At 63.5% G+C, this 24,159-nt stretch carries 17 protein-coding genes; 14 read left to right on the forward strand and 3 right to left on the reverse strand.

What is annotated here, in order from left to right; genetic code table 11:
• Positions 1–8: 8 nt before the first annotated feature.
• Positions 9–1,196: a TMEM43 family protein gene (locus AC1RZR_RS11650; protein ID WP_477277486.1), complete on the forward strand. Its 1,188-nt coding sequence runs from the start codon at positions 9–11 to the stop codon at positions 1,194–1,196.
• Positions 1,197–1,288: 92 nt separating this feature from the next.
• Here the strand turns inward: AC1RZR_RS11650 and AC1RZR_RS11655 are convergent, their stop codons facing one another.
• Together AC1RZR_RS11655 and AC1RZR_RS11660 are read right to left on the reverse strand one after the other, a co-directional pair.
• Positions 1,289–2,320, reverse strand: coding sequence for a histone deacetylase family protein (locus AC1RZR_RS11655; RefSeq protein ID WP_477277484.1), 1,032 nt, complete (start codon positions 2,318–2,320; stop codon positions 1,289–1,291).
• A gap of 23 nt (positions 2,321–2,343) precedes the next feature.
• Positions 2,344–2,997, reverse strand: a complete 654-nt coding sequence (locus AC1RZR_RS11660; protein WP_477277482.1) for a TetR/AcrR family transcriptional regulator — start codon at positions 2,995–2,997, stop codon at positions 2,344–2,346.
• A gap of 251 nt (positions 2,998–3,248) precedes the next feature.
• Here AC1RZR_RS11660 and AC1RZR_RS11665 point away from each other — a divergent pair, with 251 nt between their 5' ends.
• From AC1RZR_RS11665 to AC1RZR_RS11700, 8 genes are all read left to right on the forward strand, one after another.
• Positions 3,249–4,922: an amidohydrolase gene (locus tag AC1RZR_RS11665; RefSeq protein ID WP_481828549.1), complete on the forward strand. Its 1,674-nt coding sequence runs from the start codon at positions 3,249–3,251 to the stop codon at positions 4,920–4,922.
• 127 nt (positions 4,923–5,049) lie between these two features.
• The gene (locus tag AC1RZR_RS11670; RefSeq protein WP_477278140.1) at positions 5,050–6,150 is read left to right on the forward strand and encodes an ABC transporter ATP-binding protein; all 1,101 of its coding nucleotides are present in this window, start codon (positions 5,050–5,052) and stop codon (positions 6,148–6,150) included.
• The gene (locus tag AC1RZR_RS11675) at positions 6,150–7,079 is read left to right on the forward strand and encodes an ABC transporter permease (RefSeq protein ID WP_477277478.1); all 930 of its coding nucleotides are present in this window, start codon (positions 6,150–6,152) and stop codon (positions 7,077–7,079) included. Before AC1RZR_RS11670 ends, AC1RZR_RS11675 begins: the two co-directional genes overlap by 1 nt.
• Positions 7,072–7,884 (forward strand): ABC transporter permease, encoded by an 813-nt coding sequence (locus AC1RZR_RS11680; protein ID WP_481828550.1) that lies wholly within the window; start codon positions 7,072–7,074, stop codon positions 7,882–7,884. Before AC1RZR_RS11675 ends, AC1RZR_RS11680 begins: the two co-directional genes overlap by 8 nt.
• A 28-nt stretch (positions 7,885–7,912) precedes the next feature.
• Positions 7,913–8,941: an extracellular solute-binding protein gene (locus tag AC1RZR_RS11685; protein ID WP_477277474.1), complete on the forward strand. Its 1,029-nt coding sequence runs from the start codon at positions 7,913–7,915 to the stop codon at positions 8,939–8,941.
• A gap of 66 nt (positions 8,942–9,007) precedes the next feature.
• Positions 9,008–10,204, forward strand: coding sequence for a serine hydrolase domain-containing protein (locus AC1RZR_RS11690; RefSeq protein WP_477277472.1), 1,197 nt, complete (start codon positions 9,008–9,010; stop codon positions 10,202–10,204).
• Between the two features lie 32 nt (positions 10,205–10,236).
• Complete coding sequence (locus AC1RZR_RS11695; RefSeq protein WP_477277471.1) at positions 10,237–11,418, forward strand: serine hydrolase domain-containing protein; 1,182 nt, start codon at positions 10,237–10,239, stop codon at positions 11,416–11,418.
• Between the two features lie 129 nt (positions 11,419–11,547).
• The gene (locus AC1RZR_RS11700) at positions 11,548–13,872 is read left to right on the forward strand and encodes a Tex family protein (RefSeq protein ID WP_477277469.1); all 2,325 of its coding nucleotides are present in this window, start codon (positions 11,548–11,550) and stop codon (positions 13,870–13,872) included.
• On the opposite strand, the gene AC1RZR_RS11705 is transcribed toward AC1RZR_RS11700, so the two are convergent.
• On the reverse strand, positions 13,873–14,784 hold the full coding sequence (locus tag AC1RZR_RS11705; protein ID WP_477277467.1) for a LysR family transcriptional regulator: 912 nt from the start codon (positions 14,782–14,784) through the stop codon (positions 13,873–13,875).
• Between the two features lie 154 nt (positions 14,785–14,938).
• Here AC1RZR_RS11705 and AC1RZR_RS11710 point away from each other — a divergent pair, with 154 nt between their 5' ends.
• From AC1RZR_RS11710 to AC1RZR_RS11730, 5 genes are all read left to right on the forward strand, one after another.
• Positions 14,939–16,135: an acyl-CoA dehydrogenase gene (locus tag AC1RZR_RS11710; protein ID WP_477277465.1), complete on the forward strand. Its 1,197-nt coding sequence runs from the start codon at positions 14,939–14,941 to the stop codon at positions 16,133–16,135.
• A 111-nt stretch (positions 16,136–16,246) separates the two neighbouring features.
• A complete protein-coding gene (locus AC1RZR_RS11715) occupies positions 16,247–19,606 on the forward strand; it encodes a transglutaminase family protein (protein WP_481828551.1) in 3,360 nt (1,119 codons plus the stop codon).
• Positions 19,607–19,612: 6 nt separating this feature from the next.
• Positions 19,613–22,024: a circularly permuted type 2 ATP-grasp protein gene (locus tag AC1RZR_RS11720; RefSeq protein WP_477277461.1), complete on the forward strand. Its 2,412-nt coding sequence runs from the start codon at positions 19,613–19,615 to the stop codon at positions 22,022–22,024.
• Between the two features lie 30 nt (positions 22,025–22,054).
• Positions 22,055–22,939, forward strand: coding sequence for a transglutaminase family protein (locus AC1RZR_RS11725; RefSeq protein ID WP_477277459.1), 885 nt, complete (start codon positions 22,055–22,057; stop codon positions 22,937–22,939).
• Between the two features lie 98 nt (positions 22,940–23,037).
• Entirely contained in the window at positions 23,038–24,144 is a 1,107-nt protein-coding gene (locus tag AC1RZR_RS11730; RefSeq protein WP_481828552.1) for a DNA topoisomerase IB, read from the forward strand.
• Positions 24,145–24,159: the final 15 nt, after the last annotated feature.

Consider the following 24,159-nt stretch of genomic DNA (forward strand, 5'->3'; position numbering starts at 1 on the left):
GGGAAACGATGAGCGATTCATTTCGGGAAGTAACATCCGTCTCGTGGTTCGGGCGGATCAAGCGCGCGGTCGGTGGGGTCATCTTCGGCCTGCTCTTGATCGTGCTGATGGTGATCGGGCTGTTCTGGAACGAGGGCCGCGCGGTGCAGACGGCACGCTCGCTGGCCGAAGGGGCCGGCGCCGTGGTTTCGGCCAGCGCCGACAACGTCGATGCCGCCAATGACGGCAAACTGGTGCATGTCAGTGGGCCGGTGACGACGGATAGTGGCCTGTCAGATCCGGACTTCGGCATTGCGGCGCAAGGGCTGCGTCTGTCGCGCGATGTCGAGATGTACCAGTGGAAGGAAGAGTCCAAATCCGAGACCACCAAGAAGCTTGGCGGCGGCGAAGAGACGGTGACCACCTACAGCTATTCGAAGGTTTGGGACGACAGCCAGATCGACTCGTCGGATTTCAAGAAGCCGGATGGCCACCAGAATCCGTCGATGGCGATCCACAGCCGGACCTTCCAGATCCCGGAAGGCAAGCTTGGCGCATTCACGCTCGACACGCCGGTGCTTGATCGCATCGAGGGCGACAAGGACTATTCGCTGTCGGCCAACCAGTCGGCTGCGATCAAGGCCGCGTACACGGGCGCCCGGCCGCTCAACATCGTCGACGGCAAGATCTATCTCGGCGTCGACACGACAACGCCGGCGCTGGGCGACTACCGCATCGGCTACGAGTTGGCGCCGCTCGGCGTGGTCAGCATCGTGGGGCGCCAGGCCGGCAGCCGGTTCGAGCCTTACCAGACGGTGGCCGGCGACCAATTGCTGATGGTCGACACCGGCACTGTCCCGGCCGACAAGATGTTTGCCGAAGCGGTCAGCGCAAACACGCTGACTACCTGGCTGCTGCGTGCCGCTGGCCTGCTGTTGCTGACGATCGGCTTTGCGCTGTTCCTCAGCCCGATCGGCGTCATCCTCGACGTCATACCGTTCCTCGGCAGCATGGCCCGGATGGGAACCGGCATCATCGCCTTCTTCCTGGCGATCCTGGTCGGCACGACGACGATCGCCATCGCCTGGTTCTGGTATCGGCCGCTGCTTGCGGCGGGTATCCTGGTCGCCGGCATCATCGCGGCGGCGGTGGTCTACTATCTCGGGCGCTCGCGCAAGGCAGCCGCACCAGCGGTCGTGCCGAGCACCGGCACCTGATCGCGAGAGCCGGGCGGCGTTGCTGCCCGGTCCTGGTTTTTGCATATGCCTGTCGTTGCCCCAAACCGCTGCACACTTTGGGCGACAGGCATCTACCTGTCTTCAAATCCGGTCAGCACGCCAACGGCGTTGACGCCGATCTCCTCGACGGCATAACCGCCTTCCATGACGAACAGCGTCGGCAGGCCGAGCCTGGCGATGCGGCGGCCGATCTTGGGATAGTCTGATATCTTCAGCTTGAACTGGCTGATCGGGTCCTTCTCGAAGGTGTCGACGCCGAGCGAGACGACGACGACATCCGGCGCGTAAGCAGTAAGCTTGGCGCAGGCATCCTCGAGCGAGGCGTTCCAGGCGTCCCAGCCGGTGCCGAAGGGCATCGGATAGTTGATGTTGAAGCCCTCGCCGGCGCCGGCGCCGCGTTCATCGGCATGGCCGAGGAAGAACGGATACTCGACCATCGGATCGCCGTGCAGATTTAGGACCTGCACGTCGGCGCGGTCATAGAAGATTTCCTGCGTGCCGTTGCCATGGTGGTAGTCGACATCGAGGATGGAGACGCGGCTGGCGCCCTGGTCGCGGAACCATTGCGCGGCGACTGCGGCGTTGTTGATGAAGCAATAGCCGCCCATGAATCCGGCCCCTGCGTGATGGCCGGGCGGACGGCAAAGCGCGAAGGCGGATGCCTCGCCGCCCTTGATCAGGCCGGCGGCGGTCAGCGCCACGTCATAGGACGATTTGATCGCGGCCCATGTGCCTTCGACGAAGGTGGCGCCGGCATCGAAGGAATAGTAGCCGAGCAGGCCTTCGATACGCTTTGGCGGTACGTCGCCGCGCAGGCCGCGCGTCGGCCAGGTGAAGGGCATTGCCGAGCCCTTGAAACCGGCTTCTACCCATTGCGGCCAGACCGTCGGCAGGAAGTCGATGTAGTCGGCCTTGTGGATCCGCTTGGCGGCGGCAAGGTCGTGCTCAAGCGGCAGGACGATCGGACCCAGCTTTTCGCTTTCGACCCGCGCCCTGATGAATTCGGCCCGCGAAGGCTTTTCGAAACCCGGCACGATGGCAGCGGTGACAAGTTCCATCTGGCCGGTATGGCCAGCATGAAGCGGCGAATAGACAGTTTTCATAGAATTCCTCTCGAAGTGCGAAATCAGTCAAGATCGAGATAGGGGCTCACCAGAGCGAGCCACATGGTTTCCACATCGTCCTCGATGAGGTCGAACGTCTTGCGATCCTTCTTCAGCCCCACAAGCCGGCAGACGTGCCCGACCTCCATCATCACCACGCCGAGCCGGCTGGCGATCTTGTCTTCAAGAGCCGGGTTCACATGCCGCAGCCAAGCCGCGTAGAGGGCGATGATCTGGTCGTCATATTCGTTCTGGATCGGCCTGAGGTCGGCGTTGCCTGAAATAGCCTCGATCACCGGCATCAGGCTGGCGTTTTCGAGATAGAGCCTGGACGTGTCGATGAAGAGCTTGCGCACTTCCCGCCGAAACTCTTCGCGGTTGGTGGGCGGTGCGACCTTGATTCGTTTCGCGATCACCTCGGGAAAGGATGACAGCCAGCGCCGGGCGAGGTCCAGAAGAATTGCCTCCTTGTTGGGAAAATATTGGTAGACCGAACCGACCGACAGGCCCGCGCGCTGCGCAATGGCAAGCGTCGTCGGCGTCTTGGTTCCTTGCTCCCGCGTCAAGATCAGAGCCGCGTCGAGAATCCTGTCGACCACCTTGCTCGACCGTTGTTGCCGCGGCTGCTTGCGCGGCTCGAGCGCTATCCTGGTTATGCGGTCGAGACTGCGCTTCACTGCCTGATGTCCTCGTTCCCCGCCCGGTCCCAACGCACGCGGAGGGTGCTGTCCGCAATACAAATTCCGCATGTTGACAAACGCGAATAATTAGTCGCATTCTTTATCCACGCTGTCTTCAGGGATAACAAGGGGAATTTCGAAGACAGCGTGCCGGCATCATTTTTTTCCCATAGCGCCGCTCCAGTGGAGTGGCCGGTCGTGGGCACGGGTTGTCGGTATCAGTCAGTCGTCAAAAGCGCGGAGTCGCGATGTCTGTCACGGGTGCGGGTCATAGTACTGATCTGATCGTCATCAACGGTCGTGTGCTGACCATGGACGTTGACAATCCCGCTACCGAGGCTGTTGCCGTCAAGGACGGCGCCATCATCGCCATTGGCAGCCGCGCCTCCATCGAAGAGCTCAAGGGACCGGCCACCAAGGTCATCGACGCCAAGGGCGGTTCAGTGATCCCGGGCTTTATCGAAGCCCATATGCATCTTTTCGGCGGCGCCGCGGAACTCGACAATCTGTATCTGGCAGGCGTGCATGGCTTCGATGCCCTGCGCGATTCGATCCAGGCCTTTGCAGCGAAACGGCCGAACGTAAAGCTGCTGGTTGGCGCCGGCGTCGACTATGCGATACTGCCCGAGCCGGTCACGCGCCATCATCTCGACAGGATCATTCCCGACCGTCCCTTCGCCATGTCGGCTTCCGACCATCACACCATGTGGGCCAACACCAAGGCACTGGAGGAGGCTGGCCTGCTTCACGGCAAGCGAGTGGGGCCGGGCAACGAAATCGTCATGGGCGCGGATGGACTGGCGTCCGGCGAATTGCGTGAGGGTGAAGCGTTCGGTCCGATCCTGGAGTTCTACGGTCAGAACCGAACGCGGCTCGGGCTGACGGGCGAGGAGCCGCACCCTTATCCATCCGCCGAAGAACTCGCGGCTGACCGTGACCTGATGCATCGCGGGCTGGAATGGTGTGCCCGCCACGGCATCACCTCGATCCAGAACATGGATGGCAACCTCTACCAGCTCGAACTGCTTGCCGGCCTCGAACAGGAAGGGCGGCTGTTGTGCCGCACGCAAATTCCTTTCCACTTCAAGAACTTCATGGACCTCGACATGCTTGAAAAAGCATCGACGATGGCTTCGACCTACAAATCGGAGTGGCTGTCGTCGGGCATGGTCAAGGTATTCTACGACGGTGTGCTCGATTCATGGACGGCGGTGATGGTCGAACCCTATGCGGATCGTCCGGACTGGGTCGGCGAGCCGCTATTTTCGCCAGAACATTTCGCGCGAGTGGCGGTGGAGGCCGACCGACGCGGCCTGCAGATCGCGGTGCATTCGATTGGCGACGGCGCGGTGCGCGCCGTGCTGGACGGCTACGAGGCGGCGCGGAAGGCAAACGGCAAACGCGACAGCCGGCATCGGATCGAGCACATCGAAGTCACCACCGACGCCGATGTGCCGCGCTTCGCCGAGCTCGGTGTCATTGCGTCGATGCAGCCGCCGCATCCGCCAGGGGCGCTGAATTTTCCGCTCGAACCGACACTCTCGCGCATCGGCCGCAAGAAATGGCCGCTGAGCTACGCTTGGCGAACGCTGAAGACCGCTGGCGCGCGCGTCGTGTTCGCTTCGGACTGGCCGGTATCGCCGGTCGATCCAATCCTGGGCATTCAGGCGGCAATGCTGCGCAAACCGTGGGCAGAAGGCGATCCCGACCAGAGCTTTTCGCTGCAAGAGTCGCTTGCAGCCTACACGGTAGAGGGTGCCTATGCCGAATTCGCCGAGCACCGCAAAGGCCGTCTGAAGCCCGGCTATCTGGCGGATCTCGTGGTGCTCTCGGCCGATATCGAGAAGACCGCGCCGGAAGCGCTGGACACGGTGCGGCCGGTGACAACGATTTGCGGTGGCAAGGTGACTTATCAAGCCTGACGGTGGCATGGGAATTGCCTTTTGAATCAAGATTCAGTTACGCAGTTGCCAAGCCGGCTGCCATGTGATGACAATCAAACAGGAACGAAACCTGCCGCAAAGAGCAGGCTTTCTCAATGGGGTAATCGTGCCGGAACAACCGGGTAAGAATGCGATCGAAGTCCGTGGTGTGCGCAAGGTTTTCGGTACGGGGGAGGCGCAAGTCGCCGCGCTGGATACCGTTTCCGTCTCCATCCGCGAAAATGAGTTCTTCACGCTGCTCGGCCCGTCCGGCTGCGGCAAGACAACGCTTTTACGGCTAATAGCCGGCTTCGATTTTCCGAGCGCCGGCGAAATCCTGCTCTATGGCCAGGACATCGCGCCGCTGCCGCCGTTCAAGCGGCCGGTCAATACCGTCTTCCAGTCCTATGCGCTGTTCCCGCACATGACGGTCGCCGAGAATATCGGCTTTGGTCTGGAGATGCTGGGCAAGCCGAAGGCCGAGATCAAGGCCCGCGTGGCCCAGATGCTGAAGCTGGTGAAGATGGAGGCGCTGGCGGGCCGCCGCACCAGCCAGATTTCAGGCGGCCAGCAACAGCGCGTGGCGCTGGCACGGGCACTCGCACCACAGCCGAAAGTACTGTTGCTCGATGAGCCCTTGTCGGCGCTCGACTACAAGCTGCGCAAGGAAATGCAGATCGAATTGAAGCGGCTGCAGCACGAGACCGGCATCACTTTCATCTTCGTCACCCATGATCAGGAAGAAGCGCTGACCATGTCGGACCGCATCGCGGTGATGTCAGCCGGCAAGATCCTGCAGGTCGGCTCGCCGCGCGACATCTATGACCGTCCGGCGGAGCGCTTCGTCGCCGACTTCATCGGCGAAACAAATTTCCTGAAGGGCACCGTCGTGTCGAAGAAGTCCGGCGTCGCCACTGTAAGGATCGCTTCCGACGCAATGGTGGCGGCGGGGTTTCCCGACAGCTTCGATCCTTCCGGGGAAGTGACGGTCGTGGTGCGGCCCGAACATGCGGATCTGATTGCCGATGCGGCCAAGGGTACTGTCGCCGGGACCTTGGCGAATGTCGTCTACTTCGGCACCGACACCCACTACCACGTGAACCTCGACGGCGGTGACAATTTCATCGTGCGCCATCAGAACAGCCGCTCGAGTGCGGTGGCATTCGAGCCGGGCGCCAAAGTCGGCATCGTGTTCGAGGATGGCGGCGCGCGGATATTGAGGGACTGATGACAAACGCAGTTCCGCAAGCCGCACTGTTCGAAGCCAAAGCGGCACGGGCCGCGAGCCGCCGCAATCGCCTGCTGTCGACGCCGGCGCTGATCATCATCGGTGTGTTTGGCGTGCTGCCGCTGCTGATCATCTGCGTCTATTCGTTTCTCGAGGCCGCGCCCTATGGCGGCGTGAAGTGGAAGTTTTCGACGGATGCCTATCTGAACTTCCTGTTTCAACGAGATATTTTCGACGACACGCTGCAGTTCACGCCGGATTTCCTGATCATTTATCTGCGCTCGTTTCTCTTTGCCGTGGTGACGACGGTCATCTGCCTGCTGCTTGGTTTTCCGACCGCCTATTTCATGGCGACGCGGACCCCGGCGCAGCGTAACTGGTGGGTGCTGCTGATCACCATTCCGTTCTGGTCGAACCTGTTGGTGCGCACGCTGGCGATCATGTTCATCATTCGCGATGAAGGCCTCATCAACAATCTGCTGATGGGGCTTGGCGTGATCGAGAAGCCGATCACCATGCTCTACACAAATTTCGCCATTCAGCTCGGCCTGCTTTACTCGTTTTTGCCGTTTATGATCCTGCCGCTCTATGCCAGCCTGGAGAAGCTGGATTTCCGGCTGGTCGAGGCTGCCAACGACCTCTATGCAACACGCCGGCAAGTTCTTTGGCGGGTGATCATCCCGCTGTCGCTGCCCGGCATCATAGCGGGCTGCCTGCTCGTTTTCATTCCGGCGCTCGGGGCCTATGTGACGCCGCTGATCCTCGGCGGCGGCATCCACCTGATGATCGGCGATCTCATCGCCCAGCAATTCGGCTCCGGTCGCAACTGGCCGCTCGGCTGCGCCCAGGCGCTGATCCTGATGGCGGCGGTGCTGGTGGCTCTCTACTTCTACGTTCGCAACACGTCGGGGAAAATCCAGCATGGCTGACCCCCGCAACCTCGACATCAAGGACCAGCCGGGATTTCGCACGATCGCCATCATATGCGTTGGCGTGCTTTACGTACCGATCCTGATCCTAATGGTGTTTTCATTCAACACGGGGTCGCTCGTTACCCATTGGGAAGGTATCGGCCTGACCTGGTACGGCAGTGCGCTGCTCAACGAGGAATTCCACAGAGCCGCCGCGAACACGCTGATCATCTCGGTGAGCGCGACGATCATTTCGACGATATGCGCTACGCTGGCGGCGATCGGCATGACCCAGGTAAAGCCGTGGCGCGGGCTTTCGGCGGCTTTCATGGTGATCAATCTGCCGCTGATGGTCCCCGAGATCATCACGGCGGTGGCGACCTTGTCCTTCTTCGCCTTGATCGCCGGGGCTTTCGGACTGAATTTCGGCATCGGCAATCTGATCCTCGCTCATTCGGTGTTTTGCATTCCTTTTGCTTATATGCCGATCCGGGCGCGTCTCGAGGACATGGATCTGACGCTCGAATCTGCCGCGGCCGATCTCTATGCCACCCCCTGGCATGCGTTCCGGCGCATCACGCTGCCCTTGCTCATTCCCGGCATTCTGTCAGGTGCGGCACTCGCCTTCATCGTATCCTTTGACGATTTCACCATCACGCAGCTCGTCGCGGGGCCTGGGCAGACGACGCTGCCTCTCTATATCTGGAACCAGATCAGGCGGCCGATGACGCCGGAGATCAATGCCATCTCCACCATCCTGCTGCTGGTCTCGATCCTCTTCGTCTCGGTATCGTTCCTCATCGCGCGCCGACGCGCCAATTGAATTAATGGGAAGGCAAAGGAGAACAAGAATGTCTCGGAAACTGATGGCTGCCGTTTCGACCGCAGCGCTTTTATGGGCAGTGCCGGCGCTCGCCGATGGCGAGCTGCATATCTACAATTGGGGTGACTACACCAATCCCAAGCTGATCGAAAAGTTCGAAAAACAGTACAACATCAAGGTCACGCTGGACGATTATGATTCCAACGAAACCATGCTGTCGAAAGTGCGCGCCGGCAATTCGGGCTATGACATCGTGGTGCCATCGGACTACACAGTGAAGATCATGGTCGACGAGGGTCTGCTCGAAAAGACCGAGCCCGCGTCAATGCCGAACGGCAAGAACATCGATCCGCGTTTCCTGGACATCTATTGGGACAGCGGCCGCCACTACACCGCGCCGTGGCAGTTCGGCACCACAACGTTCGAAGTCAACACTGACAAGTACAAGGGCAACATCGACACGCTGGCAATCCTCTTCAACCCGCCGGACGAGTTGAAGGGCCAGATCAACATGCTCGACGACGTCAACACCGTCATGCATGCGGCCGAACGCTATGCGGGCGTGCCGCGATGCGGCGCTGAAAAGGCCGACCTCAAGAAAGTCAACGACATCCTAGTGGCCGCCAAGCCGTCATGGAAGACCTTCAGCTACGACACGATCACCAAGATCACCTCCGGCGACGTGATCGTCACACAAGCGTGGAACGGCGCGACCTATCGCGCTCGCCAGAAAATCCCGGCAATCAAATATTCCTATCCGAAGGAAGGCATTGAAGGCTGGATGGACAATGTCGCGGTTCTGAAGGGCGCCAAGAACCTCGACAATGCGAAGCTGTTCCAGGACTTCATCATGGCTCCGGAAAACGCGGCGCTGATTTCGGAGTTCGCAGGCTACGACAACGGCATTGCAGGCAGCCACAAGTTCCTGCCGGCGGATTTCGCGGCGTCGCCGGAACTCAACCCGCCGGCCGGTGCGCCGGCAGCGGAATTCGTTCCGCCTTGCCCGCCTGAGGTGGTCGAAATCTACAACAAGATCTGGACCAACCTGCGCAAGTAGCTTTCGTCCCAAATCCTTCGGAAGGGGGGCTTCGGCCCCCCTTCTTCGCGCATACGGGGAGGTTCGATGACGTCTTACCGCAATTCCGATCCGATGCCGCCGATCATGCGGGGCTCGCCGCCCGCCATGGTGCTGCCCAAGCTCGACTGGGACCGGCCGCCGTGGAACCGCTGGGCGTTCCAGCATATCAGGGAGTTCCTGCCGACCGCCGAAGTCTGGCGCGGCAATGGCCATCGCCATCGGTTCGACCGCGCCGAGGTCGATCTCGATGGGCTGCCAGTCGAGGACAGCACGGGGGCGCAGACGACACTCGCCGGCCTTCTCGACGAGACCTATACGGACGGTTTCCTGGTGCTCAAGGACGGCAAGATAGCCTATGAGCGCTTTTTCAACGGGATGGGCGAGCGGTCGCTGCATTTGTCGCAATCGATGGCGAAATCGGTCACCGGCTCGGTGTTCGGCATTTTGGTCGGTCGCGGCCTGATCGATCCGGCCAGGCCAGTGACGGACTACCTGCCGGAGCTCGCCGTCACCGGCTGGGCGGGCGCCAGCGTCCAGCACGTGCTCGACATGACGAGCGGGGTGCGCTTTTCCGAGGAATATACCGACCGCTATTCCGACATCGGTCAGGTCGACGTCGCTACCGGCTGGAAGCCGGTACCGCCGGACAGCGATCCGGCCTTTCGCTGGCCCTCGCACATGTTCGAGCTGATCCTCGGCCTCACGGAAACGATCCGTCCGCATGGCGCAGCCTTCGAATACCGCTCGATCGAGACCGATGTGCTCGCCTTCATCATGGAGCGGGTGACTGGAAAACGTCTGCCGCAGCTGGTTTCGGAAGAGCTCTGGCAAAAGCTTGGTGCTGACGAAAGCGCCTGTTTCACCGTCGACAGTGCCGGCTATGCAGTGGCCGATGGCGGCTTCAACGCGACGCTGCGCGACTATGGCCGCTTCGGCCAGTTGATCCTCGACAAAGGCGGCGGCGTGGTGCCGGCCGACTGGATCGAGGCGACGCGCAACGGTAGGCACGGGCCGGACTTCAACCCGAGCCTGCCTGAGGGCAGCTACCGCAACCAGTTCTGGATCGAGGATCCGCGCTCACGCGCGCTGATGTGCCGGGGCGTGTTCGGACAGATGATCCACATCGACTGGAACAGCCGCATGGTCGTGGTGAAGCTTTCGACCTATCCGGATTTCAGCAATGTCGCCTATTCGGTGGCGACGGTGAAGGCCGTGCACGCCATCGCTGCTGCACTGGGCTGAACCCCACAAGAAACGACCTGCAAGGAACCGCCATGACCGGCAAGACCGCGTTCGAGACCCGATACGGCTTCCGCCGCAATGAGGTGCTGCTCGCCAACTGGCGCGAAAACCCGTTCAACCGGTGGTCGTTCCAGAATCTCGGCGAACTGGTGCCGACAGCACGTGTGGCGGTTGCGCCTGATAGTGTCGAGGCGCCGGTGCGGGATATCAGCGGCCTGCTCGGCGACAAAATTACGATCGCCAGCGCGCCGGAGACAGTGGCTGAATTTCTCGCACGCTCGAGCAGCGACGCGCTGACGGTGATGAAGAGCGGCAAGGTCATCGGCGACTGGTTTGCGCCGCATATGGATTTCGGTGCCCGCCACATCATCTTTTCGATCAGCAAGTCGGTGACAGCGATTGTCGCCGGCATACTGGAAGGCGAGGGGATGTTCGATCCGGAAGCGCCGGTGACGGCCTACATCCCGGAAGCCGCCGGCTCGGCCTATGGCGATGCCAGCGTGCGGCATGTGCTCGACATGAGCGTCAGCCTCGATTTCGAGGAGGCCTATCTCGATCCGGAAAGCGCCTTTGCCCGCTATCGCCGCGCCACCCTATGGAACCCGGGCGGTGGCACCGAAAGCCTGCGCGACTTCATCCTGACCTTGCAGCAGCTTGCCGAGCCGCATGGCCAGACCTTCCGCTACCGCTCGCCCAATTCCGACCTGCTCGGCATCCTGCTCGAGCGCGCTTCAGGTCAGCGGTTCAGCGACCTGATGCGCGAGAAACTGTGGCTGCCGCTTGGCGCCGTCAGCGACGCCTCGATCGGGGTCGACATGGAGGGCACGGCGCGCACCGCCGGCGGTATTTCGGTGACACCACGCGACCTGGCGCGTGTCGGCGAGATGATGCGGCAAGGCGGCACGGTCAATGGCCGGCGCATCGTGCCGGAGGCCTGGGTGCGCGACACCACCAGCACCGGCGGCAGCACGGATGCCTGGCAGCGCGGCGCAATGCTGCCGCTGTTCCCCAAGGGCCGCTATCGCAACAAATGGTACCAGACCGGTGCCGAAAACGGCGCCTATTGCGGCATCGGCATCCACGGCCAGTGGCTCTATGTCGATCCCAGGACCGAAGTGGTGATCGCCAAAATGTCGTCGCAGCCGGAGCCGGTCGACGACCCACTCGATATCGAGATCGTCGCCTTCTTCGAGGCGCTGAGCCGGATGGTCTGATCCGCGCCAAGAGCGCCACATTAGCGCACGCTTTCCTGTGGACCCGCTGGGCCGATGAAAACGCGGCGGTTGGCGGACTGAGCGTCTGCGCCTATGGTCGCCGCTCTTTTCGACGAGAGCAGGAACGACATGGCATCCGACATCAAGCGCATTGCCGCCATCATCGCGGCCGAGATCACCGCGCGGCCCGAACAGGCCGCGGCGGCGATCGAACTGCTCGACGAGGGCGCGACGGTGCCGTTCGTGGCGCGCTACCGCAAGGAAGTGACCGGCGGGCTGGACGACACGCAGCTGCGGCTGCTTTCGGAGCGTCTTGTCTATCTGCGCGAGCTCGATGCGCGTCGCGACACCATTCTTGGCTCCATCCGTGATCAGGGCAAGCTGACCGAGGAGCTTGAAGGCAAGATCGCCGCCGCCACCACCAAGGCCGAACTGGAAGATATCTATCTGCCCTACAAGCCGAAGCGGCGCACCAAGGCCGAGATCGCCAGGGAGCGCGGGCTGGGGCCGCTGGCCGAGGCCATCCTTGCCGACCGGTCGCTGGTCCCGGTCGAATTGGCGCTGGCCTATGTCAGCGAAGAGGTGGCTGACGCCAAGGCAGCGCTCGAGGGCGCGCGTGACATCCTGTCGGAACAATTCGCCGAGAATGCCGACCTGGTCGGCAAATTGCGCACCTACATGAAGGAACGCGCCTTCATGCGCGCGCGGGTGGTCGACGGCAAGCAGGAGGCCGGCGCGAAATTCTCCGACTATTTCGATCATGTCGAGCGCTGGGCAAATGTGCCGAGCCATCGCGCGTTGGCCATGCTGCGCGGCCGCAACGAGGAAGTGCTGTCGCTCGACATCGAGGTCGATGCCGACGACACGTCACCGGTGAAGCCGGTCGAACGGATGATCGCCAATGCCTATGCCGTCGGCGGCAGCCTGCCGGGTGACCGCTGGCTGATGGAGGTGGCGGGCTGGACGTGGCGCATCAAGCTTTCGCTGCACCTGACACTCGACCTGATGCGGGACCTGCGCGAGCGGGCAGAAGAGGAAGCGATCCATGTCTTTGCCCGCAACCTGAAGGATCTGCTGCTTGCCGCGCCCGCCGGCTCGCGCGCCACCATGGGGCTCGACCCCGGTATCCGCACCGGCGTCAAGGTGGCGGTGGTCGACGGCACCGGCAAGGTGCTGACGACAACGACGGTCTATCCGTTTCCGCCCAGGAATGACGCACGCGGCACACAGGCGGAACTGGCCAAGCTTATTCGCCTGCACAAGGTCGAGCTGATCTCGATCGGCAACGGCACCGGCAGCCGTGAAACCGAAAAGCTGGTGGCGGACATGCTGTCCGACATGCCGGCGGATGGTGGGCCGAAGCCGCTGAAGGTGATCGTCAGCGAGGCCGGCGCCTCGGTCTATTCGGCTTCAGCGACGGCGGCGGCGGAATTCCCCGGCCTCGACGTGTCGCTGCGTGGCGCGGTGTCGATCGCCCGGCGACTGCAGGATCCGCTGGCCGAACTGGTCAAGATCGAGCCGAAGTCGATCGGCGTCGGCCAGTACCAGCACGATGTCGACCAGTACCGGCTCGGCCGCTCGCTGGAAGCGGTGGTCGAGGATGCGGTCAATGCTGTCGGCGTCGATCTCAACACCGCCTCGGCGCCGCTGCTGGCCCGGGTTTCGGGCCTTGGCGCATCGCTGGCCGACGCCATCGTCGCGCATCGCGATGCGACCGGACCTTTTGCCAGCCGGAAAGATCTGCTCAAGGTGCCCCGCCTTGGACCTCGCGCGTTCGAACAATCCGCCGGCTTCCTGCGCATTGCCAATGGCAGCGAGCCGCTCGACGCCTCGTCGGTGCATCCGGAAGCCTATGGCGTGGCGAAGAAGATCGTCGCCGCCTGCGGCCGCGACGTGCGCGCGCTGATGGGCGACAGTGCAGTGCTCAAGGCACTCGATCCGCGCGTCTTCGTCGATGAGCGTTTCGGCTTGCCGACGGTGCGCGACATCCTGGCTGAGCTGGAAAAGCCCGGCCGCGATCCGCGCCCCGGTTTCAAGACGGCGACCTTCGCCGACGGCATCGACGACATCAAGGATTTGAAGCCCGGCATGCTGCTGGAAGGCACAGTCACCAATGTCGCCGCCTTCGGCGCCTTTGTCGATATCGGCGTGCACCAGGACGGGCTGGTGCATGTCTCGCAACTGGCCGACCGTTTCATCAAGGACGCGCATGAGGTGGTCAAGGCGGGTGATGTGGTCAAGGTGCGCGTCGTCGATGTCGACATCAAGCGCAAGCGCATCGCGCTGTCGATGCGCAGGGATGGCGGCGAGGGAAGTGCATCGAGAGGCGGGCCACGTGACACCACGGGTGGCAAGCCAGCGCCGCGTTCGCCAGCGCCGCAGCGCCAGCCGGAACGGCCGGCGCAGCAAGGTGCGTTCGGCGCGGCACTGGCCGATGCGCTGAAGCGGAAGTAGCTACCAAGCCAGAACAGCCGGCTCCTTCTCAAGCTGCTCCAGCAGCCAGTCGCGAAAGCTGGCGACCGGCGGGTGGCCGCGCTTGTCGTGCGGGACGACGAGATAATAGGCGCTGCGGCTTTGCATCGGCTGGCCGGGCGCAGGCACCAGTTGGCCGCGCTGCAATTCGCCAGCGATGAGAATCAGCGGCAAAAGCGCCACGCCGAGCCCCGCCATGCAGGCCTGGGCGGCGGTGCCGAACTGTTCGAACTGCATGCCCGGTCCTGTCGGCGCGCTCAGGCCCTGGTGCTCGAACCATTCGGTCCAGGCGCCAGGGCGCGTCGCCATGTGCAGCAGCGGCAAGCGGCCGATGTCGGCCGGTGCGGCGATGGCGCGGCCGGCGAGGAATTCGGGTGACACAACCGGCGCCACCGTTTCGCGCACCAGGAGCGTCGAGTCGGCCTCCGGCCAGTCCGGCAGGCCGTAGTGGATGGCGGCATCCAGCCGCTCGCGGGCGAAGTCGAATCGGCCGACGCGGGTGACGAAGTTGATGGTGATATCGGGGTTGCTTTCGACGAAATCGGGGATCATCGGCATCAGCCAGCGCGTGCCGAAGGTTGGCAAGATGGCAAGGTTCAGGATGCCACTATGCCGATTGCTCATCAATCCAAGGGCGCCGTCACGCAATTGGCCAAGCGCCGACCGCACCGCATCGGCGTAGATTTCGCCTGCCGTTGACAGCCTGACGTTGCGGCTGTCGCGTTCGAACAGCCGGCGGCCGAACTGATCCTCCAGCAATCTGATCTGCCGGCTGACCGCGCCCTGGGTCAGATCGAGTTCCTGGGCGGCGGCGGTGAAGCTACCCAGGCGAGCCACCGCCTCGAAGGCGGCAAGAGCGCTGATGTTCGGTAGGAGGCGGCGTTGGACACTCATGATCCATTACTAACGCTCATTGATCGGTGAAGCAATTTCGTTTGATTTTTTCGGGCCGCAGGTCGATAAGCCGGGCCAAGATTTTGCTTCATGCATGTCGCCATCCCAAAACCGCTGAGACTTTTGGGCGATCTGCATCAGTTGGGAGAGAGCTATGGCCGCCGACAAGAATACCTTCGTCTGGGAAGACCCGTTCCTGATCGAGAACCAGCTTTCCGAAGACGAGCGTATGGTGCGCGATGGTGCCGCGGCCTTTGCCGCCGACAAGCTGGCGCCGCGGATCGAGGACGCCTATCTCAACGAGACGTTCGACACGGCGATCTTTCGCGAAATGGGCGAGGCCGGCCTGCTCGGCATCAACATCCCGGAAGAGTTTGGCGGCCTCGGCGCCAACTACGTGACCTACGGGCTGGTGGCGCGTGAAGTGGAGCGCGTCGATTCCGGCTATCGCTCGATGATGAGCGTGCAGTCGTCGCTGGTGATGTACCCGATCTACGCCTATGGCTCGGACGAACAGCGCAAGAAGTATCTGCCGAAACTTGCCAGTGGCGAATGGATCGGCTGCTTCGGCCTGACCGAGCCGGATGCCGGCTCCGACCCGGGCGGCATGAAGACGCGTGCGGAAAAGACCGCCAACGGCTACAAGCTCTCCGGCTCGAAGATGTGGATTTCCAATTCGCCGGTCGCCGATGTTTTCGTCGTCTGGGCGAAGTTGAAGGGCGAGAATGGCAAGGACGAGATCCGCGGCTTCGTGCTGGAAAAGGGCATGAAGGGGCTGTCGGCGCCGAAGATCGGCGGCAAGCTGTCGCTGCGGGCTTCGATCACCGGCGAAGTGGTGATGGAAAGCGTCGAGGTTGGTGAAGACGCGCTGCTGCCGAATGTCTCCGGACTGAAAGGCCCGTTCGGCTGCCTCAACCGGGCCCGTTTCGGCATTTCCTGGGGCTCGATGGGGGCCGCGGAAGATTGCTGGCACCGCGCCCGCCAGTACGGTCTCGACCGCAAGCAGTTCGGCAAGCCGCTGGCCGGCACGCAGCTTTACCAGAAGAAGCTCGCCGACATGCAGACCGAGATCGCGCTGGGATTGCAGGCGAGCCTGCGGGTAGGGCGGTTGCTGGATGAAGGCAAGATGGCGCCGGAGATGATCTCGATCGTCAAGCGCAACAATTGCGGCAAGGCGCTCGACATCGCCCGCCAGGCTCGCGACATGCATGGCGGCAACGGCATCCAGATCGGCTACCACGTCATGCGCCATGCGCAGAACCTGGAGACCGTCAACACCTATGAGGGCACGCATGACGTGCATGCGCTGATCCTGGGGCGGGCGCAGACGGGCCTGCAGGCGTTTTTCTAAGCCGGCACACCTGCTTAAATTAGGTGCACCGCAACATCTCTGCTTGGAGAATGGCCGCCATTTGTGTCAGGGTTCAGCGAATTCGTTTGAAACGCTGAATCCCGGGGCCCCATGGCAATTCTGGCAGCTGTCTACCATCTGACCCACTACAAGTACGACCGGCCGGTGGTTCTCGGGCCGCAGATCATCCGGCTGCAGCCGGCGCCGCATTCCCGCACCAAGGTGTTGAGCCATTCGCTGAAGGTCGAGCCGGCAAACCACTTCGTCAATCTGCAGCAGGACCCGTACGGCAACTTCCTCGCCCGGTTCGTTTTTCCCGAGCCGGTGACAGAACTGAAGATCGAGGTCGATCTCGTCGCCGACATGACGGTCTACAATCCGTTCGATTTCTTCGTCGAGCCGTCAGCCGAGGCGTTTCCGTTCGAGTATCCGGAAGAGATCCGCGACGATCTCGCCATCTACCGCACGCCGGAGCCGGCCGGTCCGCTGCTTTCGGCCTTGCTTGGGACCATCGACCGCAGCGCAAAGAACACCGTCAATTTCCTCGTCGACCTCAATGCCCGGCTGCAGCGCGAAATCGCCTACATCGTGCGCATGGAGACCGGCGTGTTCTCGCCGGAAGAGACGCTGGCCGCGAAAAAAGGTTCGTGCCGGGATTCGAGCTGGCTGCTGGTGCAGATCCTGCGCAACCTCGGCATCGCCGCCCGCTTCGTCTCCGGCTACCTGATTCAGCTCAAGCCCGACCTCGTCGCGCTCGACGGACCGCCGGGAACGGCCGTCGACTTCACCGATTTGCATGCCTGGTGCGAGGTCTATCTTCCGGGCGCCGGCTGGATCGGCTTCGATCCGACCTCCGGCCTGCTCACCGGCGAGAGCCATGTGCCGCTCGCCGCCACGCCGCATTTCCGCAATGCCGCACCGATTTCCGGCATGGCGAGCTTTGCCAACGTCGAGTTCGGCTTCGAGATGCGGGTCAACCGCATCGCCGAGCATCCGCGCATCACCAAGCCGTTCTCGGATGAAAGCTGGCAGGCGCTCGATGCGCTCGGCAACAAGGTCGATGCCGAACTCGCGGAAGGCGACGTGCGGCTGACCATGGGCGGCGAGCCGACTTTCGTGTCGATCGACGATTTCGAGTCCGCCGAGTGGAACACCGCCGCCGTCGGGCCGACCAAACGCGAAAAGGCCGATGCGCTGATCCGGAAGCTGCGCGAGCGGTTTGCGCCCGGCGGCTTCCTGCACTACGGCCAGGGCAAATGGTACCCGGGCGAAAGCCTGCCGCGCTGGACCTTCTCGCTCTACTGGCGCGCCGATGGCCAGCCGGTGTGGAGCGACCCGTCGCTGATCGCGCGCGAAAAGAGCGCGGCCGATGTCGGGCCGAAACAGGCCGAAAGCCTGCTGACGGCGATTGCCGGTGAGCTCGGCATCGAAAAATCCATGGTCAGCGAGGCCTATGAGGATCCGGCGGAGTGGCTGCTCAAGGAAGGCAAGCTGCCGGACAATGTCGATCCGTCCAACTCCAAGCTGGAGGATCCGGAAGAGCGCAGCCGCATGGCGAAGGTGTTCGAACGTGGGCTGACCAAGCCGTCCGGCTACGTGCTGCCCGTCCAGCGCTGGAACAGCCAGGCGTCGGGTCCGCGCTGGCGCTCGGAAAAGTGGAAGACGCGACGCGGCAGGCTGTTCCTGGTGCCGGGCGATTCACCCGTCGGCTATCGCTTGCCGCTCGGCACGCTTCCTTACGTACCGCCGGCGCAGTTCCCCTATATCGTGCCGGTCGATCCCTCGCTGCCGCGCGGGCCGCTGCCGGCGCGCGCGGCGATCCTGCCCATAGCGGCTCCGGCCGAACTCGAAGGCGCCGATGAAATGGCGCGCCGCCAGCAGGCGGTGTCGTTCACCGCGGCAAGCGGCCAACAGGACCGGGTCGAGCAGGAAATCACCGAGATCGGCGGTGCGGTGCGCACAGCACTTTCGGTCGAGCCGCGCGACGGACGGCTCTGCGTGTTCATGCCGCCGGTCGAGGCGCTGGAAGACTATCTCGAACTGGTCGCCGCCGCCGAGAATGCGGCAAAGGCGATCGGCCTGCCGGTGCATATCGAAGGCTACGGCCCGCCGCACGATCCGCGCCTCAACGTCATCCGCGTCGCGCCCGACCCCGGCGTCATCGAGGTCAACATCCACCCCGCTTCCAACTGGCAGGACTGCGTCGCGACGACGACTGCGATCTACGAGGAGGCGCGGCAGACGCGGCTTGGCGCCGACAAGTTCATGATCGATGGCCGTCACACCGGCACCGGCGGTGGCAATCACGTCGTCGTCGGCGGCGCGACGCCCAATGACAGCCCGTTCCTGCGCCGGCCCGATCTGTTGAAGAGCCTGGTGCTGCAGTGGCAGCGGCATCCGTCGCTGTCCTACCTGTTCTCCGGCCTGTTCATCGGCCCGACCAGCCAGGCGCCGCGCTTCGACGAGGCGCGTCACGACTCGCTCTACGAGCTCGAAATCGCGATGGCGCAAGTGCCGCATCCGGACCAGGGCGCGGCACCCTTGCCGTGGCTGGTCGACCGGCTGTTCCGCAACCTGTTGACCGATGTCACCGGGAATACGCACCGTTCGGAAATCTGCATCGACAAGCTTTTCTCGCCGGATGGCCCGACCGGCCGGCTTGGCCTGGTCGAGTTCCGCGGTTTCGAGATGCCGCCCAATGCGCGCATGTCGCTGGCGCAGCAATTGCTGGTGCGCGCCATCATCGCGCGTGCCTGGAAGACCCCGCTCGACGGCCGATTCGTGCGCTGGGGCACCTCGCTGCATGACCGTTTCATGCTGCCGCATCATGTCTGGGCGGATTTTCTCGATGTTCTCGACGACCTCAAGCTCAACGGCTTCGAGTTTCGTCCTGAATGGTTCGACGCCCAGCTCGAATTTCGCTTCCCGTTCTGTGGCGAGGTCCAGCACGCCGGCATCAAGCTGGAACTGCGGCAGGCGCTGGAGCCGTGGCACGTCATGGGCGAACAAGGCGCGATCGGCGGTACCGTCCGTTTCGTCGATTCCTCGGTCGAACGGCTGCAGGTCAAGACAGAGGGCCTCAACCCCGAACGCCATGCGATCGTCTGCAACGGCCGCATCGTGCCGATGAAGGTGACCGATAACCGCGAAGTGGCGGTGGCGGGCGTCCGCTTCAAGGCATGGCAGCCGGCGTCGGGCCTGCATCCGGCACTGCCGGTCAACACGCCGCTGGTCTTCGACATCTATGACCGCTGGTCGGGCCGCGCGGTCGGCGGTTGCGTCTACCATGTCGCCCATCCGGGCGGACGCAACTACGACACTTTCCCTGTCAACGGCAACGAGGCGGAGGCACGGCGGCTCGCCCGCTTCGAACCGCGCGGTCATACGCCGTCCGGCTATGTGCTGCGCGAGGAACAACCGGCGGAAGATTTCCCGATGACCCTTGACCTTCGACGTCCACCAAGACTGTGATCGGACATGGCGAAGGGGAATCACAAGAGGGTACGCGGCAAGCCGCAGATCCACAGCCTGCTGGAGCACTACCAGCCGATCGATGGCGTCGTCGACGAAATGGTCGATGCGTCAGGCAGTCCCCGTCCTGTCTGGAAGCACTTCATCGAGGCACTCGACGAACTGGGGGCTGAGAAGCTCGGCCAGCGCTTCGCCCGCGCCGACCAGTATCTGCGCGACGCCGGCGTCTACTACCGCGTCTATGACAAAGCCGGTGCCAACGAGCGCGAATGGCCGCTGGCGCATGTTCCGGTTCTGATCGAAGAGAGCGAGTGGGCCGCGATCAGCGCCGGCCTCGTCCAGCGCGCCGAACTGTTCGAGGAAACCATCGCCGATATCTACGGCCCCAACCGGCTGGTCGAAAAGGGCATCCTGCCGGCGGGATTGATTGCGGCCAGCCCGGAATATTTGCGGCCCGTGGTCGGCACCAGGCCGGCCGGCGGCCATTTCCTGCATTTCTGCGCCTTCGAACTCGGCCGCGGGCCCGACGGCCAGTGGTGGGTGCTGGGCGACCGCACCCAGGCGCCGTCCGGTGCCGGCTTTGCGCTGGAGAACCGCGTCGCGACCACGCGCGCGCTGTCCGACATCTATGGCGAGATGCATGTGCACCGCCTTGCCGGCTTCTTCCGCCGTTTTCGCGATGCGCTGATCGGCATGGCCAAGGAAACCGACGGCCGCGTCGCCATCCTGACGCCGGGCCCGCTCAATGAAACCTATTACGAACACGCCTATATCGCCCGCTATCTCGGAATCATGCTGCTCGAAGGCGAGGACCTGACCGTTTCCGGCGGCAGGCTGATGGTGCGAACGGTTTCCGGCCTGATGCCGATCAGCGTGTTGTGGCGGCGGCTCGACGCGGCCTTCGCCGATCCGCTCGAACTGCGCTCGGATTCGCAGATCGGCACGCCGGGGCTGGTCGAGGCGATCCGCCAAGGCGCCGTTGCGACCGTCAATGCGCTTGGGTCCGGCCTGATGGAAACACGCGCGCTGCTCGCCTTCCTGCCCAAGATCGCACGCGCCTTGCGGGGCGAGGAGCTTCTCTTGCCAAGCGTCGCGACGTGGTGGTGCGGCCAGGCGACGGAGCGCGCGCATGTGTTGGCCAACATCGACCGCATGGTGATTGGCCCGGCGCTGTCGACACGACTTGCCTTCGAGGATGACGATTCGACGAAGCTCGGCTCGGCGCTGTCCGCCGGGGAGCGGGCGGAGTTGGTGGCGCGCATCGAAGGCGACGGCGGCGCCTTCGTCGGTCAGGAAGCGGTGACGCTTTCGACGACACCGGTCTATGTCGGCGGCTGGCTGGAGCCGCGGCCGGCGAGCCTGCGCGTCTATCTGGCGCGAACGCCCCAGGGCTGGACGGTGATGCCGGGCGGGTTTGCCCGCGTCGGCCTGTCACTCGATCCGACGGCTATCGCCATGCAGCGCGGCGGCCAGGCGGCTGATGTCTGGGTGGTCAGCGACAAGCCGGTGGAGCGCGAGACGCTGCTGCCGCAAGAGGGCGACAGCTTCATCCGCACCAGGCCGGGCAGCCTGCCCAGCCGCGCGGCGGAGAACCTGACCTGGCTCGGCCGCTACATCGAACGTTCGGAAGACACGGTGCGCATCCTGCGCGCCTATCATGTGCGGCTGGCCGAGACGTCCGACCCGGACATGCCGCTGCTCGCCGACATCAGGGATTATCTCGAACCGTTCGGCATCGATGTCGAGACGGCGATCCCGTCCGGGCTGATCGGTACGCTGGACAGCGCCGTCTACAGCGCCGGGCAGATCCGCGACCGCTTCTCACCCGATGGCTGGCTGGCGCTCAAGGACCTGTCGAAGACCATCCATCAGTTCGCAACCACGGTGGCGCCGGGCGACGACGCGACACGGGCCATGACGGTCATCCTGCGCAAGCTCGCCGGCTTCTCCGGCCTGCTGCACGAGAATATGTACCGCTTCGCCGGCTGGCGTTTCCTCGAGATCGGCCGGCGGCTGGAGCGCGGTATCCAGATCGCCCGCACGTTGTCCCGGCTGACCAGTGCCAAGGCACCTGATGGTGCACTCGACATGATGCTGGAGATCGGCGACAGCGTCATGACCCACCGCCGGCAATATCCGGTGCAGGCCGGCCGGCGCACGGTGATCGATCTTCTGGCGCTCGACCCGCTCAATCCGCGCTCGATCCTGTTCCAGCTCGAAAGGCTGAAGGCCGAGATCGGCCTGTTGCCGTCGCTCGGCGGCGAAGGGCATATGTCGCCGGCGGCCAAGGAGATCCTGCAGCTCAACACCCAGATCGCCATCAAGGAGCCTTCGGACATGACGGCAAAGGCACTGGACGATCTCGCCTATGAAATCGGCGGCCTCTACAACAGCCTCGCCAAAGCCTATTTCGGCTAAGGACCTGCGCCAAGACAAGAAAAGTAGAGCATGCTTTACGACATCCGGCTCCATCTGCATTACGACTACGCCGCGGCGGCCGGCGGCGGCCGCCATCAGATCCGCGTGCTGCCATCGACGATTTCCGGGGTGCAGCGCGTCATCGCCGCGTCATTGTCCTTTGCACCGGCGCCCAACGAACGTTCGGACTTTTCGGACTTCTTCGGCAACAACGTCACCTCGATCGCCTTTCGCGACGCGCATGACGCGCTCGACATAAGGATGAGCGCGCGCGTATCGGTGTCGCGGCCCGAGCCCGGGCTCGACGTGTCACCGGATATCGGCCGGCTCAGGCAGGAACTCACTGCGGTGCGGTCGCTGGCGCCTGATACACCGCACCATTTCCTGACCGGCAGCACTCATGCCGGCCTCGATGATGCGATCACCCTCTATGCGCACGACAGTGTCGGCGGCTCGGCCGCCGGCACGGCGATGGACCTGTGCAATCGCATCCATCGCGATTTCACCTATGACGGCGAGGCGACCACGGTGCGAACCCGGGCCAGCGATGCCTTCAAGCTGAGGCGCGGCGTCTGCCAGGATTTTTCGCACATCATGATCGCCGGCCTGCGCGGGCTCGGCATCCCGGCCGGCTATGTCAGCGGCTTCCTGCGCACCATTCCGCCGAAGGGCAAGCCTCGGCTGGAAGGCGCCGATGCCATGCATGCCTGGGTCAAGGTCTGGTGCGGGCGCGATGCCGGCTGGCAGGAATTCGATCCGACCAACGGCATGCGGGCAAGCAACGACCACATCACCGTCGGCCACGGCCGCGACTATTCGGACGTGGCGCCGATCGTCGGCGTGCTCAAGACCACCGGCGGACAGGTCGGCGAGCAGGCTGTCGACGTCATTCCGGTCGTGCTCGAAAAGGCGTGAAGGCAGGCCGGGCGTGATCGTCGCCGCAGGCTTTTCGGACGGGATGTGGAACCAGCAATCGGCCCGCAGCTTATCTACGGATATTGCGCGGAGCAGACATGCTGCAAAAATCCGGATTGTCGCACAGCCGATCGGCTGACGAAGACGCTGTGCCGAAGAACGCGGTGCCGAAGAACGGGGCGCAAAGCTCGGCCGATCATGCCTCGCTTAGCTATGTCAGCGATGCCGAGCCCGGCATCCGGCGGCTGAAGACAGCCAACGGGTTTTCCTACAAGGGGCCGGACGGACGGGCAGTTCCGGTCGCCGTGAGGGCGCGCATCGAGGCGATCGTCATTCCGCCGGCCTGGACGGATGTGTGGATTTCGCCCGACGCCGATGGCCATATCCAGGCGACCGGCAGGGACCAGCGTGGCCGCAAGCAATACCGCTACCATCCGCAATGGGCCGAAGAACGCGACGGCGCCAAATATTCGAGCCTTGTGGCCTTTGCCGAAAGCCTGCCTGACCTGCGGCGCAGGATCGACGGTGATCTGCGCCGTCACGGCCTGCCGCTCGAGCGCGTCGTCGCCGCCGTCGTCTGGCTGCTCGACAACACGATGATCCGCGTCGGCAATGCCGCCTACGCCCGCGACAACAAGAGTTTCGGACTGACCACGCTGCGCGATCGCCATGTCGATATTTCGGGCTCGAGCCTGCGTTTTGCCTTCAAGGGCAAGTCCGGCAAGGAATGGAAACTGAAGCTGGTCGATCGCCGCATCGCCGGCATTGTGCGGGGTGCCCAGGATTTGCCGGGCCAGAAGCTGTTCCAGTATCTCGATGAAGACGGCAACAGGCGGCCGGTTCGTTCCGAGGACGTCAACCGCTATATTCGCGAGGCCGTTGGCGATGCGTTCAGCTCCAAGCATTTCCGCACCTGGGGCGGCACCATCCACGCTGCGTCGTTGTTTGCGCATATGGAATTGCCGGAAAGCCAGGCGCAGCAAAAGCGGGTGATGAACGGCGTCATCGACAAAGTCGCCGAGCGGCTGGGCAACACGCGCGCCGTCTGCCGCAAATGCTACATCCATCCGCAGGTCTTCGAGGCGTGGTTGCAAGGCCAACTGCTCGACGAAATGGCCGACGCCAACAAGCGCAAGCGCTCGATAGACGGTCTCGACGACGAGGAAGCCCTCGTGCTGAGATGGCTGAAGACGCGCGAGGGCTGACTGGCGCCAAGAGGC

It is taken from the genome of Mesorhizobium bavaricum (genome assembly GCF_056781655.1).